The sequence below is a fragment of the Candidatus Nitronereus thalassa genome (assembly GCF_032191465.1).
GTDB lineage: Bacteria > Nitrospirota > Nitrospiria > Nitrospirales > UBA8639 > Nitronereus > Nitronereus thalassa.
Genome location: NZ_JAQOUE010000001.1, coordinates 1,725,322 through 1,740,586, shown reverse-complemented (window position 1 = coordinate 1,740,586; position 15,265 = coordinate 1,725,322). Strand labels below are relative to the sequence as shown.

The window sequence follows — 15,265 nt, the reverse complement described above, 5'->3', positions numbered from 1 at the left end:
AGTGTGGACGGAGGGCCGTAACATCATGAGACTAACCCTGAAATTGAATGCTCAAATTGCCTGTGCTCTATGTGGCGTGTTGATTCTGTACATGGGGAATGCCTTAGGGCAGGGAGCCCAACCCACAGAAACGAAAACGATTATTGGTGACCTGCTGATGATCGATCGTGATCTTTATATCGTGCGTGGTGAACGAGGGGAGATTCAAATCGAAGCGACCTATAAAACGGTGATTACGGAAGAGTTTAAATTTGGGGATCGGATCAAGGCTATTGTTCTCATGGATAATAATAAAGCCTTGAAGATCGAGCGTGCGGGTCCGAATGATATATCGGGAGTCGTGGAGAATCGACCAGTGGTTGCCAAAGCACCCTCCACAGCTAAAGCAGAATCCGAAAAGGCCAAGGTCCCTGCTCCGGCTGCAATGCCATCAACCCAACCGAAGCAACCGGATCAGAAAATCATTATTGGCGACCTTCTGATGATTGATCGGGATCTGTATATCGTGCGCGGTGAACGAGGGGAGATCCAAATCGAAGCAACTCCTAAAACGGAAATTACGGAAAAGTTTAAATATGGGGATCGGATTAAAGCTGCGGTCCTCATAGACAATAATAAAGCCTTGAAGATCGAGCGCGCCGGAGTCAATGAGATGTCAGGCGTGACGACAAAGCAAGCCCTGGTGAACCCATTACCGGAAAAAACGAAGCCTCAGTCTACGCAACAGCCCGGAAAGAAGGAATCCCAACCTACTTCCCCTGGTCCACGCACACTTCCCACCGATACTAGAATTGTTAAGGGACAAATTTTGATGATCGATGGCGATTTCTATGTCTTGCGTGGAGAGTATGGTGAGATCCGAGTCGAACGTACTCCCAAAACCAAGGTGACCGAAGAATTCAAATTCGGGGACTTTATTAAAGCCACGGTCAAACCCAATGACCAAGCTCTGATAATTGAGCGAGGTCAATAAGTATCCTATTCAATTAAAGGCTGGGCTTCTGCCCCACTTAATGCCTCCTTTCTACATGACCGCTTTTTTTAGGTACTTTCCCTAAAAACAAAACTTCCTAGACCTTTAAAAAAATACTCTAGTCTTCTATCCCCGTCATCGCTTTCGGCGCGCGTGGCGAGGTTTTTTTCGTGAAAGCCTAGAATTCTTTGTGCGGTTCACGCTAACATGGGGCCTTCTGGCTGTGACTAAATGTAATGATTTTCGAGGTCAGACCTGGAAGTTGCATCGTGATTCCCTCATCACGTTGTTCGCGACAACCCATGCCTGTACAAACCAATTTTATTATGGCGTTGGCTTAGGCCTTTTGGCCGTAATGTTTTTGATCCACATAAATAAAAACTTGTTCATCATGGAGCGGAAGGGTTGGCTTTTCGTTTCAATGACGAATTTCACGCCGTAAATGGTCTCTGTGCGAAATGCTGGGAGTCAGATTGTAAACGCAAATCAGACGACGGGAGACAGAGCAAGGAATAAAAATGGATGGAAACTGTGCGCAAGAATCAGTCAATCAAGCAGGGAATGTGACCAACCCTAGAGAGGAAATCCCTCTGCACGATGAGCAGAACTTGACGGATTCCATTATTGAGAATTTACCGAATATGGTGTTTCTTAAAGATGCCAAGGATCTTCGGTTTGTTCGAATAAACCAGGCGGGCGAATCTCTTCTTGGTTATGACCGGGAAGACCTTATTGGAAAGAATGATTATGATTTTTTCCCAGAAGAAGAAGCCGATTTTTTTACGGCCAAAGACCGTGCTGTTCTCCAGGATGGAACGCTTCTAGATATTCCTGAAGAGAAAATCCATACCCGCAGGAAGGGTATACGGATTCTCCATACCAAAAAGATTCCCTTATACGACCAACAAGGCCGTCCTCAATATCTGTTGGGAATTTCTGAAGACATCACCTCCCGAAAATTAGCTGAACAGGAATTGATGAAATCTCAGCGAGCGTATGAGGATCTTGTGAATTCAATCGATGGGATTGTCTGGGAATGCGAGTTTCCGTCGTACCGCTTTACATTTGTAAGTCAACAGGCGGAACGGCTTTTGGGCTACTCCATAACTCAATGGCTAAATGAACCTGAATTTTTTGCAACTCATCTCCATCCGGAGGACCGGGATTCAGCTTTGTCCTACTGTCTTCAAGAAACGGTAGCCAAGAGGGCGCATGAGCTTGAGTATCGAATGATTGGAGAGGACGGACAAGTGATCTGGTTGCGGGATTTTGTGACTGTGGTAGTGGAAGATGATCGGCCCGTCAAAATACGTGGTGTGATGGTTGATGTATCGGAACAAAAAAAGGCCGAAAAAGCGTTAGAAGAAAGCCGGGAGCGTTTTCGGGCAACCTTTGAGAATGCGGGAATAGGGATCGTTGTCGTTGATAGCCATGGATATGTGATTGAGTCCAATGGCTCCTTGCAAACATTTCTCGGATATTCCTCTCATGAGTTGCAGAATATGTCGTTTATGGAATTTACCCATGAGGAAGATCTTCAGATCAACTTGGGCTATTTTCAAGAGCTAAAGGCAGGTATGCGAGACTCGTACACCATGCAAAAACGGTATCTCAGAAAAGATGGCCACGTGGTCTGGGGGAACTTGACGGTCACTCCCATTCGGTACGCTGCCGGGGAATTTGAATATGCCATCGCCATTATTGAGGACATCACGGCCACCAAGCAATCCCAGGAAATGGTGAATAAATGGGCGACGATTTTTCAACATACGCAATGGGGCGTAGCCGTGAGTCCAGGGGACAGTTATCATTTCGAGTTAGTCAATGAAGCGTTCGCTCGTATGCACGGGTATGCGATTAAGGAATTAATTGGACAGCCCATTGCTAAAGTCTACGCGCTGGAATGGAAAGAACAGCTTCCGAAAATTATTCAAGAAATACATAAACGCGGATCATATTCCTTTGAATGCAATCATCATCGCAAGGATGGCTCAACATTCCCTGCGCTTGTGACGGTCTCGGCCATCACGGATCTTTTGGGACGAGTGCTGTATCGGGTGGCCAATGTCATTGACATGTCCGAGCTTAAGCAAGCAGAAAAGGCTCTTCGGGATAGTGAGGAACGGTTTCGACAGTTTGCCGACAATGCCGAAGATGTGATTTGGCTGACCGATTGGGTGAATCATCAAGTCCTCTATGTCAATCCCGCCTACGAAAAATTGTGGGGATGTTCGGCGCAAGCCCTCTACCAGAATCCTATGGAATGGGTGAATCTCATCCATCTGGAAGATCGACCCAAGGTTGTCGATAGCTTTATGAATATTTTGGCTACGGGTCATTTTGATCAGGAATATCGCATAATTCGTGCCGATGGATCTATTCGATGGATTCGGGATCGGGGGTTTCCCATTCGTGACCAACAGGGAAATCCCTACAGAATTGGAGGATATGCTCAAGACATTACCGATCGAAAAATCTTGGAAGAGGCAAATCAGCGTCATAACCAAAAGCTAGAAGAGGAAGTCAAACGACGAACCGAGCGCATCAAAGAATTGGAGCAGCGTCGAATGCAGGTAGAAAAACTCGCAGCTTTAGGGGAAATTGCAGCGGGTGTGGCCCATGAGATCAATAATCCCCTTGCCAGCATTGGTCAATCCTTGGAAGTGCTCAAACGCGCGCTTCCTGTGACGCACCCTCGATATAAGTATATAGGGAAAATTCACGATTCCGTTGACCGGATGGCCCATATTGTTCGGCAGCTGTATCAATTGTATCGTCCCGACTCGCCTTCCCTTGAACCCGTCCCGATACATGAAATTCTTCAGTCGGCGATAGAGATCATGAAAGATTCCGCGAAGAGGCATGGCGTCAGTCTGCTTGAGAACATCCCGAATAGTTTGCCTTTCGCCAAAATTTCTCGAACGAGTATGACTCAAGTCCTGTGTAATATTATTCAAAACGCCCTGGATGTGTCACATCGAAATAGGGTGATCCATATCGGCATCGAGGAGCATGCTGATTCCGTGGTTGTCTTGGTTTCTGATCAAGGACCAGGCATTTCCCCAGAGGTGGCTCCCCGTATTTTTGACCCATTTTTTACCACAAAAGAAGGGACGTCCACAGAAGGTGGATTGGGATTGGGGCTAGCGGTCTCCCATCGTCTCATGGAATCGTGTGGCGGATCCATTGACTTTTCAACAGAATTGGAATACGGAACAACTTTTCGTATCACGATTCCTTTACATAAGGCTGCATCGTAAGAAGGAGTGGTTTGTATGCTAGGACTAGGCACTATCTTATTAGCCGACGACGAAGATACATTTTTGGAGGCAACGGAAGATCTTCTAAAGGAAGAGGGCTTTGATTGCCGCACTGTGAAAAACGCTGAAGAAATGTCTTGTGCTTTAAAGTCGACGGACTTTGATTTATTGATCACGGATTTGAATATGCCCGGGAATCGTGTTCTGGAACTGGTCGATGAGATTCATGGGAGTGCCTTCGCGCTTCCTGTGATTGTGGTGACGGGTTATCCATCGATTCCAACCGCGGTAGAGTCGGTTCGTCTGAATGTCTTGGAGTATATGATTAAACCCGTGGACTTTCCCAAATTATTGGATGCCACCAAACGCGGAGTGCACCATAAAAAGGTTTGGCGGTCCGTGCAGAAAGCTAAACAGGAAACGGCTCTACGGGTAAAACAGTTGGCGGAATTAGAGGATACCCTTGTCGCATATCGGGGCTTGGAATTGGAGGGGAGTTCTCAGGAGCCTCTGGGCGCCAACCCTCAACTTAAGAAATTGCAGGAGCAAATTGAAGAGATTTTGCATTCATTGGAAAAACAGGATCAACTTTTGCAGCCGACGGGTGACACGTCTTCTTTACTGGTGGATTATCTCAGATTGCGCGATGGTCTGTACGAAACGATACAAGTCCTCCAAAAGACCAAAGGGTCTTTTCATTCCAAGGAATTGGCCCGGCTTCGGAATTTCATCCAAAATCTTCTGAAAGATACGTGGACAGGTGATAAAAACAAGTAAGGCCCTGCTTACAAGTTTTCAATTGCGAAGGGTGCGAGTGTGTCGGCAGGTTCAAAGGCAAAAATCTTGGCATAAAAAAATAATTCATTGTCTAGGACTCGTTTGATATTCTCTGATTTACGAAACCCATGCTGTTCTCCTTCAAACGCAATATAGGCTACCGGGAGCCCTTTGGCTTTCACTGCCTCGAACATTTTTTCGGCTTGGTTGGGCGGGACGACTCTATCCTCTAACCCCTGGAACAAAATGAGTGGGCACGAAAGACGGTCGGTGAAATAAATCGGTGAGCGTTGATCGTATAGATCTTTGCGTTCCGGGAACGGTCCTATGAGCCCGTCTAAGTAACGTGATTCAAATTTGTGTGTATCGCGAACCAAGGCTTCAAGATCTGACACGCCATAGTAGCTCGATCCCGCTGTAAAACAATCTCGAAAGGTTAGCGCACAGAGCGTGGTATATCCGCCTGCGCTACCGCCGGTAATCGTGACTCGTGAGGGGTCGACTTTTTCCTGGTTAATGAGGTATTGCACTGCCCCCACACAATCATCCACATCCACAATTCCCCATTGTCCATTCAGACGTTCTCGGTAGGCGCGTCCATATCCCGTGCTTCCACCATAGTTGACGTCAAGTACGGCAAATCCTCGGCTCGTCCAGAATTGAATCATCAGGTTGAAGGAGGTTGAGGCTGCGCTTGTAGGGCCGCCATGACTTTTGACCAGAAGGGGCGGACGTTCACTCGTCGGAGCCTGAAAGTTGGCATTGTGCGGAGGGTAGTAAAACGCATGGGCAATGGAGCCATCCTGAGCTGGATACTCAATGGCTGTGGGGATTGATACGAATGTTTCATCAATCGTGAAATCCGTGGATTGTCGAAGGGTGGTAATTTGTTGGGTATTCAGGTCGAATCGAATAATTGAATTTGGATGAACGGGGGAACTTGCCGTGCAGAAAACTTGAGATCCTCGAACAAGGATCTGGTCAAAATCGGTGTAGGGAAGATCAAATGTTTCCAGGTGTTCCGTGCTTAGGTCTAAACGAGCTAAATACCAGATGCCTTTCCGTGTATAGGCACAAATAATGCGGGAGGGGGATTCAAACCCATAGAGTCTCTGGCCAAAGACCCATTGGGGCAGCCCGAATTCAGCCTCCATGGGGCATAACGAAGAGGCCTGTTCGTCTTGCCATCGATACAGATTCCACCAACCACTTTTGTCCGAGACAAAATACAGAAATCCCTCCCGCGACCATTCCGGTTGGAAAATCGATTCGTTGGGGCCTCCGGCAATACGGCGTGCCTGGGTAAGAGTGCCGTCCGATTGAATATCCGCGATCCACAATTCGGTACCATCCCAAGGCATGTTGGGATGATTCCATGTGAGCCAGGCCAGTTGGCGCCCATTGGGGCTCAGGCGTGGTGACGCATAAAAATCGTTGCCGCTGACAAGCGTGGTCCCAAGGTGAGGTTTATCCTCAGGGTGAAGCGGAATGCTGGAAATGGTATTGATGGGCTCTTGATCTGAGGCGGTGTGATCTTCTTGAATATAAATCAACCGATTGTGTGTTTGGTCATAAATGCCATCGGCGTAAAAAATAGAAGCTTCTGGGGTCAAAGGGGTAGGGGGCTGTCCCGGCAATTGCCGAAACAGCCGTTGATCGGAAAAGTTGGAGAAATACATGATGCCGTTGGACACAAGGTAAGGGGCTCCACCATATTCATGGACTCGTGTTCGAACATTAAATGGCGGAGGGGTAAGGATCTCTTGTCGGCCATCACGATTCTGCCGAACGATGGCGCTTCGTCCGCCCTCGGAGGGCCGACTCTCAATCCAATAGACCTGATCTTGATCGACGGTCATTTGTCCCAGTTTGATGGATTCTGAGACAATCCGATCTGACGTGAGGGGAGATTCCCACGATCCGTACGGCGCAACACGAGAGGGCATTATCGATTCCTCAATAAGGGACAGTGACTAGGGTTGGAAAGTGTAGTTCTTGGAGGATAAGGCTTTTACCGCTGAAAAGGAAAGGGAGGGGGCTGAAATTACACTTCCACAGAAGAACGGAGTTGAATGAGTTCGCTCGTGGCAAGATTCACAAAATCATCGATGTTATTGATGCAACGTCCGCAGCAATTGTCTTCGTCATCAATTCCTAGCGTGCAAGCTAAGGCTTTGGGGCAGGTCATCCCGGCTTGTCCAAGTTTTTGGACGTCTGACTCTTTGATGCCTTTACATACACAGAGAAACATGATGGCCTCCAACGAATACGATATTGATTACCGTTATCATTTAAGTTAATTCTATGCCCGAACCCTCCTCCTTGTCAATACGATTTTTGAAAAAAATTTATGGTGTGTGGATTTCGTAAAAAATAGGAAAAATTTCGTAAGTCATTGAAAGAGTTATGATTGAGGCGACATCCACCGGGGTAATTCTTTCGGTGTACCTGCAACCCAGGGCTTCCAAAACGGAGTTTGTCGGGGTTCACGGAGACGCCCTTAAGTTTCGAGTCGCTGCACCGCCAGTGGAGGGGAAGGCGAATCTAGCGTTATGCCAGTATTTGGCTAAATTGTTTGCGCTTCCTCAAGGTGCGGTGTCAGTTTATGCAGGGCCAGCTAGTCGAAACAAGCGGATCCAACTTATTGGAGTCACTGAAGGTTTCCTCCGAACCACATTCAATCTCCCAAAAGTCTAGTCGGCGGCATGCCAAAAAAGTTTGCAACCACATGGGGGCCTTCCTATAATTCTCGACCTTTAGGTTTACGCACTGGCGATGACACATTCATCCTACAAAGAACAACTCCTAGCCATTTTTGAAAACAGGCTGACTCAAGAGTCGGCTGACGAGGTTTCCCGGCAATTAGTCGAAGCCAATGTGGCACCTCAGGCTTTGGAACTGTTGACTGAGTTGCAGGACAATTCCGCCAAACTTGCGGGTGGTGCCATTGAGGCTTTACCAGAAGTGCTTCGTCGATGTGACCCGCAAACCGTGATCCCTTGGTTAGACCTGACTATTGGATTGGCATCTCACTCTGGTGCTGTCACGCTGAAATATTTTCGGGAAAGCCCACCGACTCTCGGAATCTTGGAGTCTCCGGTCCAACGACACCAGGTGTTATCAACGGTGTTGGAAATCGTGGATAGCGATTCGGAGTATGCCGCGAATTGCGCGTTTGAGTTTTTTCGAAAAACCCCGGAACTATTGTTTGCGGACCCTTCCATCGACTTGGCCGGCTGGGCCGAGGTCGGGCAGGAGCTGACGGAGTGGAACCAGGTCCTCGGCATTGAGTTTTTTCGAGAATGTGTGAATGTGGCCCAAGTGCTCCCGCTCGATGAGGTTCGCTCCTGGGTGGCTTTTGGTACCAAGCTCATCACGCAAAATAGTCTTGGGAAACCTGACTATGTAGGCATTTTGGAATTTTTTCGGACCAGTCCCTCCCTCCTCAAAGAAATAGACTCGAAGGAACTTCGACCACGAGTGGTGATTCTTGGTTCGACCCTCGCCGATCGGTCCCCGGAAACCGCCTTAACTTTTTTGGTCGAAGCCCCTGTATTGATGAAAGCCTTGCCCTCACCAGAATGGCAAACTCTCGTCCTGCAATATGGATTGCTGGTGGCCGAACGTGATGCGAACGTCACCTTGGACTATCTCCGTCGGTGTCCAGAAGTAGTGAATGTAGCAGTGGGGTCGGATGAGAAACATAAGGCGTTTGAAACATGGTTTCGAGGAGGAATGGAGGTCCTGGATTATAGCGTCGATGGCGCTCGTGCGTATTTCGCGCTGGAAACGGATAAGGCGTTACGTTCAATTGAACAGGCGATGAATGGCGTGACGCTTCGGCAGGTGGCACGTTCCTTGAAGCTCTTTGCACAGATGATTTGTGGGGAGTCGGTACTTATTGAATCATTACCTGAAGGCGGCAATCAGGTCCACACTGAAACAACGGCCCAAGGTCTGCGAGTGCGATTGCCTATGGTAATGAATCAATACCCGACGCGTGAAGTGAATCTTCGATGTTACACCGTGATGGTCGCTCATGAAGTGGGCCACCTGGAATTTGGGACTTATCAAATAAGCTCTCAACTTTTACAAGAGATGGGCCAAACAGTTGCGGCTCGGTATCTGGATGAACAAAAACCTTTAGCCTCCATCCATACTTTGGATGAACTTTTCTCCTTGTTTCCTCAAAAGGGAGTGATAAAGGACCTATGGACCATCCTCGAAGATGCGCGCGTGGAATTTCTTCTGCAGCAAGAATATCCAGGGCTTCGTGAAGATCTTGCGGCATTGGCGAAGGCTTCAGTCAGCATGCGTTCATTTCTTCATGGGATGACGGCCCGCGAAATGGTTCTGGATGCGTTGTTGCTACATTTGACTGATGGGGCGGAAGCCGTGCATTTCCAAGATGAGCTCAAGCCGGTGATCGAATCGTGTTGGACCCTGGCGCAATCGGTATTACACCCTGATGCGAAGACGGGGGACGTCCTAAAAGTCGCGGATCAGATTTATCAAGTCATGGAAGACATGATTGGGACTTATGAGTTGCCTACGACGGAACCGCCACCGGAATCTCAAGAGGATGAAACCGATATCGGTGCTGGCCCGCGGGCGGCTGAAGAGACTGCTGGCGCGTATCGCCCAATTACGAACTTCGCTTATCGAGGAGACATGAGCCCGGAGTTGGTTCAGGGTGACACGGAATCAGAAGAGGGGATCGCTCCATCCGGAGAGAAAGGTCCAGACCTCAAAGAGTTTGGGGGCGCGAGTGAGTCATCTTCCTCACGGGCCGATAGATCGGGCAAGAAGAAATTGTTGGACGAGCAGCCGCAAAAACTCAGCGATGGTTCCCCTGGTCAGGATCGGGTGCTAGAGGACCATTGGGCCGTCAAGGACTCAGGCCAGGGTGAGTTGCCGATTCAAAAAAGTGAGGAGCGGACCTTTCTGTATCCTGAGTGGGATGGGAAGATTCAAGATTATCGTCTTAAGTGGTGTCGGGTGATTGAACGCGCTGGAACGGAAGGCAGCACAGACTTTGCCCAAGAGATTCTTGAAAAACATGGATCGTCGATCCGGATATTGAGACGATATTTTGAAACGATCAGGCCAACGGCTCTACGTCGAGTCCATGGATATGAACATGGAGAAGAACTCGACCTTGATGCTGCTATTAGTCGAGTCGTGGCAAGACGGGCAGGTGCCGAACCATCAGACCGAATTTATTCTCGGCGAGATAAACGCGAACGGCAAGTAGCCGTCGCCTTTTTAGTAGACATGAGTGGATCGACCGGTCGGCAAATTGAATCTGGTGCGGGGCGAGTGATTGATATTGAAAAAGAAGGGTTGGTTCTACTAGCGGAAGCGTTGGATGCTATCGGCGATCAATATGCCTTGTATGGGTTTTCCGGGCAAGGGCGGGAACAGGTGGATTTCTTAGTGCTCAAAGATTTCGAGGAGACAGCGCGTTGTCAAGTTGGCCAGCGCATTGAAGCCATGACTCCGTTGCAACAAAATCGGGACGGGGCCGCGATTCGTCACGCAACAAAAAAATTGCTTCACTGTCCCGCGCGCCATCGATTGCTTATTTTGCTGAGTGACGGGAAGCCCTTGGATGGAGGTTACGCCGAAGAATATGCCCTCGAGGATACGAAGATGGCCTTGCACGAGGCCCGTCAACGTGGCATTAATCCATTTTGCCTGACGATTGATCAGGAGACGACAGGGTATCTCAAGCGGATGTATGGAGATGTGCAATATTTGGTCCTGGATAATGTCGTGGACTTGCCGGAACGGTTGCCGCGGGTGTATCAACGACTAACTGGAAGAACGTGAAGTGTCGTTCGTATTTTGTATCTCGAAAAAAAAAGAAAAGGAAATGCAACCGGCGTGATTTTTTTACGAGCGACGAGCGACAAGCGACGAGATCCTACGGGTCCCTCACGAATTTTGCACGCCCCTTGAGTTAAATGATGGTAGAGGAATCCCAAAGACCTAATGTGCCCCCATGGCTGTATAAATTGTTTACCGGTCACCAATATCCCTATGTTCGGCGGTTAGCCAAGTTTGATAAAAAAGATCGAAAAATCGGTGACGCAAGCTCTGAGCCCACGCGCGATGAAATTGATACGAAGTTTTGGGAAGTGTATCCTCGGTGTACCGCGAGGATTTTGCAGGAAGTGAAGCAGGGTATGATCGTGGGATTCAATGATTTAGGAGCCTATCCAGCGGGCGGCTATCAAGGCCTGGTGGATGCTCCCGAGGATTTTTTGGCTCGGGAATATGGTCGAAAAAAGATCAAAGTAAATTTTTATGATGGAGATAATTTCGTCTGCACAATAAATTTCAAAGTAGGTGGATGGGAAAGTCACGATGACGACTAGGTGGGTATTCGCATTCTAAAGAAAAGGTGAGTCATGAGTCGACAGAAAATCACCATCGTCGGAGCAGGAAATGTGGGTGGGTCGGCCGCGCAACGGCTGGCTGAAAGGGAAGGGTACGCCATCGCTTTGGTCGATATCGTGGAAGGGTTGCCCCAAGGGAAGGCCCTCGACTTGGCACAAGCCGGGGCCGTGTGTGGGTATGACTCTGAAATTGTAGGAACTAACAATTATGACGCGACCGCCAATTCAGATGTTGTGGTGATTACTTCGGGCATGGCACGAAAGCCAGGCATGAGCCGGTCCGAGTTGCTTGAAAAGAATACGAAGATCGTTCGTTCGGTAGTGCAGGAAATCGTGCCCCGTTCTCCGTCGGCCGTATTAGTCATTGTTTCCAACCCACTGGATGCGATGACCCATGTGGCTCATCGAGTGAGTGGCTTTCCAAAAGAGCGCGTGGTTGGGATGGCCGGGGTGCTGGATTCAGCTCGCTTTAGTACGTTTATTGCTCAAGAATTAAACGTGTCGGTTCTGAACGTTCATGCGATGGTACTTGGCGGTCATGGGGATGCCATGGTGCCCTTGGTTCGCTACACCACCGTCAGTGGCCGGCCTGTGGACCAATGGATGTCCAAAGAAAAGCTTGAGGAAATCGTGACACGGACGCGTAGCGGCGGAGCCGAAATTGTGAACCTTCTGAAGACCGGAAGTGCTTTCTATGCGCCTGCGGCCGCTGCTGTGGAAATGGTCGAGGCAATCATTAAGGATGAGCACAAGGTCCTTCCTTGTGCGGCACGATGCGAAGGTGAGTACGGCTTAAAGGGTACCTATATGGGAGTCCCCGTTCGTCTTGGAAAAAATGGGGTGGAAGAAATTTTAGAATATGAGTTAACGGCGGAAGAAAAGTCCGCCTTTGACACATCGGCCAAAGGCGTCCAAGAACTATGTGACGAGGTGGATGGAATTTTGGATGCGGGTTGATGAAAACCATAGATAGGTGGCCCCCTATGCGCCAAGCCTAAGGCAGGCGAAGCTTCTTTAATTTTTCTCCGCAACATACGAAATGCATTACGCTTCACGGTTTTAATACTGTATCCGCCAACTCCTTTTCCGTTTGTTTCTTCTCGGTGCATTCCCATGTTTCCAGAAATTATGTTTTGCTCTGCAATAGAAAATGAAATACCCACTTTCCTTCGACTGCCTCGGTGACCACGGCCCCTTCTGAAATTTGCCCCGTCTGTGACTCCAATTCTTTTCCCTTATGTTTTATCCTTACTTTCGTCGGATTAAATCTACTCCCTTTGATCAGTCGCTAGCATTTTCCTCCAGTCATCGAATTCAAAACGAGGCATCCCCGTCATGATTGCTCGATGAGCTTAAATAATGGCTAGGCAAGGAATGCAGTCAGTTGCCGAAAACAGAGTTATCCAAAACAATTACAAGTCCGATTCTTCATTGGAGAGGAGATACTCATGGCACCTGCAACCTCCACACCGTGGAAGTCAGCTGTTTTTGTCTGTGCGCTGGTGACGCTTGTTGCCGATCCTATATTGGCGCAAGAAACAGATGTGACTCAAACCCCGAATGCCGCGAATGCGGGAATCAAGAAGTCTTTGGAAGACGAAATCGGAGAGGGACGCGGAGACAACAGCATTCCGGGAAGTTCCCTCTATCTTATCCAACGCGATCCCTTTCGATCCATTGCGCGCGGGCGCAATCTCTTTCAGCGAAAGTTTACAGTCAGCCAAGGTTTTGGCCCACGCACCGGAGATGGTGTCGGTGATATCGAGACGGAATTATCGATCGGGGCTGGTTTGGTTGATAGTTGTGCAGGATGCCATGGGCGTCCCCGTGGGTCGGCCGGCTTTGGCGGCAATGTCTTTACCAGGCCGGACAGCCGTGATGCCCCGCATTTGTTTGGCTTGGGCCTCGTCGAGATGCTTGGTGATGAAATCACGACCGATCTCCGAAACATTCGCTCCTTAGCCATTCAACGTGCGCAAGAGCAAGGTGCGCCAAAGACCCTGCGTTTGAAGAGTAAAGGCATAAGTTTTGGAAAAATTATCGGGCATCCCGATGGAACGGTCGATACGTCGGAAGTCGAAGGGGTGAATCCGGATCTTCGGGTTCGGCCATTTTTTCATCATGGCGGGACAATCTCGATTCGCGAATTTGTGGTCGGCGCCTTGAATGCAGAGATGGGACTAGAGGCGTTCGACCCGGATTTAGCCAATGCGGCTGCCGGGCAACGGGTTGTGACGCCTTCCGGTATGGTGCTTGACGGGAGCCTTGATGCGATTGAAGCACCGCCGGTTTTCAGTGAGTCAGATGATGCGGATCTTGATGGCGTTGCAAATGAGATCCCAGTCAGTCTGGTCGATCATTTGGAATTCTACCTGTTGAATTATTTTAAACCTGGCACCTATCAACCTGCTTCGTCTAGGCGCACGCGTTCGGATAGACTCGAACCATCTTCGATCAGGAAAGGGCAGCGGCTCCTGGAGAACATCAAATGCACGTCCTGTCATATCCCGAATCTCACCATTGAAAAGGATCGCCGTGTCGCGGATGTGAAAACGGTCTATGATCGTCGCGGGGTGTTTAATCAACTCTTTGCGACGGCCATTCCGCTGTTCACCGAAAACCAGGATGGCTTAGGATTGCCCTCGCTGAAGTCTCCGGGGGGGCAACCATTTGTCGTGGAAAATTTTTACAGTGACCTGAAGCGACATGACCTCGGCCCCAATTTTTATGAAAGACAATTCGACGGGAGTGTGACGAAGGAATTTGTTACAGAACCACTCTGGGGCGTGGGCTCGACCCCAACTTATGGACATGACGGCAGAAGCATCAATTTACGCGAAGTCATCCTTCGTCATGGCGGAGAAGCCAAAAAATCGAGAGATCGATTTGCCCGATTGAACAGTGGACAGCAAGGTGCGGTACTGGAATTTTTGGAATCTCTCGTACTGTTTGGGCCACCGGATACGGCATCCAACCTAGATCCTGGAAATCCCGATGACCCTGGGTTCCCACAGTCGGGCCACGGGAGCATTAAGTTGTCGGTTCTTTTTAACGACCCGACTGACCCCGAATAACGCAGTCCAGATGTATCTGGTGAGGGCAAGAGGTGGGGTCTCACTCCCACCTCTTGCATGACCTTGGTTCTGTTAATAGCTTTGCGGAGGTCGCGGCTAAGCCGGAGGTGCAAACTCGGCTTGCCAGTGTTAATGAGCCGTCAGCCTTCGCTAAGGCTAAGGCAGGCCCAAGACGGAAATTTACTCTTCAGCAGCCTTACAATTTTAAGTGGGTATCCGCTAACACCTTCTCCGTTTGTTTCTTTCGATAGTTTTCCAGCCGTTGTTTAATTGCAGAATCGGATAACGCCAAAATGGCCGCGGCAAACAGTCCTGCATTGGCCGCGCCTGCTTCGCCAATTGCCAATGTCGCGACGGGAATGCCCTTGGGCATTTGGACAATCGACAAAAGGGAATCCATCCCCTGGAGTGCTTTGGATTGCAAGGGGCACCCCAGGACTGGCAGCGTCGTTTTAGCGGCAATGACTCCCGGTAAATGGGCTGCACCGCCGGCCCCCGCAATGATGACTTTCAGACCCCGTGATTCTGCTTGGGTGACGTATTCAAACAGCGCATCAGGTGCACGATGCGCGGAAATGACCCGGCATTCATTGGAAATGCCCAGTTGTGTGAGTGTTTCGCTGGCGAGACGCATGACGTCCCAGTCACTTTTACTTCCCATAAGAATGCCGACCAATGGTGTTGCGTTCTCCGTGCCCACGTGTGAATCTCCTTTAATTGGTTTTCGTTAACATGATTGAAATGCCGTCGGCTTTTACTCACGGGGCATCCACGAAAAGT

Annotated in this window: 11 protein-coding genes; 8 read left to right on the top strand and 3 right to left on the bottom strand. The window is 49.2% G+C overall.

The features are described 5' to 3' along the window. Positions 1-25 precede the first annotated feature (25 nt). From PPG34_RS07775 to PPG34_RS07765, 3 genes are all read left to right on the top strand, one after another. Entirely contained in the window at positions 26-973 is a 948-nt protein-coding gene (locus PPG34_RS07775) for a hypothetical protein (RefSeq protein ID WP_313832624.1), read from the top strand. A 518-nt stretch (positions 974-1,491) separates the two neighbouring features. Beyond that, positions 1,492-4,233 carry a PAS domain S-box protein gene (locus tag PPG34_RS07770; RefSeq protein ID WP_313832622.1) on the top strand — a complete coding sequence of 914 codons (2,742 nt, stop codon included), beginning with the start codon at positions 1,492-1,494 and terminating at the stop codon, positions 4,231-4,233. A 15-nt stretch (positions 4,234-4,248) separates the two neighbouring features. Continuing rightward, positions 4,249-5,010 carry a response regulator gene (locus PPG34_RS07765; protein ID WP_313832621.1) on the top strand — a complete coding sequence of 254 codons (762 nt, stop codon included), beginning with the start codon at positions 4,249-4,251 and terminating at the stop codon, positions 5,008-5,010. 8 nt (positions 5,011-5,018) lie between these two features. Here PPG34_RS07765 and PPG34_RS07760 read toward each other — a convergent pair whose 3' ends face one another. Further along, the gene (locus PPG34_RS07760; RefSeq protein WP_313832620.1) at positions 5,019-6,956 is read right to left on the bottom strand and encodes a S9 family peptidase; all 1,938 of its coding nucleotides are present in this window, start codon (positions 6,954-6,956) and stop codon (positions 5,019-5,021) included. Between the two features lie 98 nt (positions 6,957-7,054). Beyond that, positions 7,055-7,261: a hypothetical protein gene (locus tag PPG34_RS07755; RefSeq protein ID WP_313832619.1), complete on the bottom strand. Its 207-nt coding sequence runs from the start codon at positions 7,259-7,261 to the stop codon at positions 7,055-7,057. A 155-nt stretch (positions 7,262-7,416) separates the two neighbouring features. On the opposite strand from PPG34_RS07755, the gene PPG34_RS07750 reads away from it, so the two are divergent. The 5 genes from PPG34_RS07750 (at position 7,417) to PPG34_RS07730 (ending at position 14,485) form a co-directional block, all read left to right on the top strand. Beyond that, entirely contained in the window at positions 7,417-7,707 is a 291-nt protein-coding gene (locus PPG34_RS07750; RefSeq protein ID WP_313832618.1) for a DUF167 domain-containing protein, read from the top strand. A 78-nt stretch (positions 7,708-7,785) separates the two neighbouring features. Further along, on the top strand, positions 7,786-10,842 hold the full coding sequence (locus PPG34_RS07745) for a nitric oxide reductase activation protein NorD (RefSeq protein WP_313832617.1): 3,057 nt from the start codon (positions 7,786-7,788) through the stop codon (positions 10,840-10,842). Between the two features lie 134 nt (positions 10,843-10,976). After that, positions 10,977-11,390 carry a hypothetical protein gene (locus tag PPG34_RS07740; RefSeq protein WP_313832615.1) on the top strand — a complete coding sequence of 138 codons (414 nt, stop codon included), beginning with the start codon at positions 10,977-10,979 and terminating at the stop codon, positions 11,388-11,390. Positions 11,391-11,423: 33 nt separating this feature from the next. Then, complete coding sequence (mdh, locus tag PPG34_RS07735) at positions 11,424-12,368, top strand: malate dehydrogenase (protein ID WP_313832614.1); 945 nt, start codon at positions 11,424-11,426, stop codon at positions 12,366-12,368. Between the two features lie 491 nt (positions 12,369-12,859). Next, complete coding sequence (locus PPG34_RS07730) at positions 12,860-14,485, top strand: di-heme oxidoredictase family protein (RefSeq protein WP_313832613.1); 1,626 nt, start codon at positions 12,860-12,862, stop codon at positions 14,483-14,485. A gap of 196 nt (positions 14,486-14,681) precedes the next feature. Here PPG34_RS07730 and purE read toward each other — a convergent pair whose 3' ends face one another. Then, positions 14,682-15,146, bottom strand: a complete 465-nt coding sequence (purE, locus tag PPG34_RS07725) for a 5-(carboxyamino)imidazole ribonucleotide mutase (RefSeq protein ID WP_420888089.1) — start codon at positions 15,144-15,146, stop codon at positions 14,682-14,684. Positions 15,147-15,265: the final 119 nt, after the last annotated feature.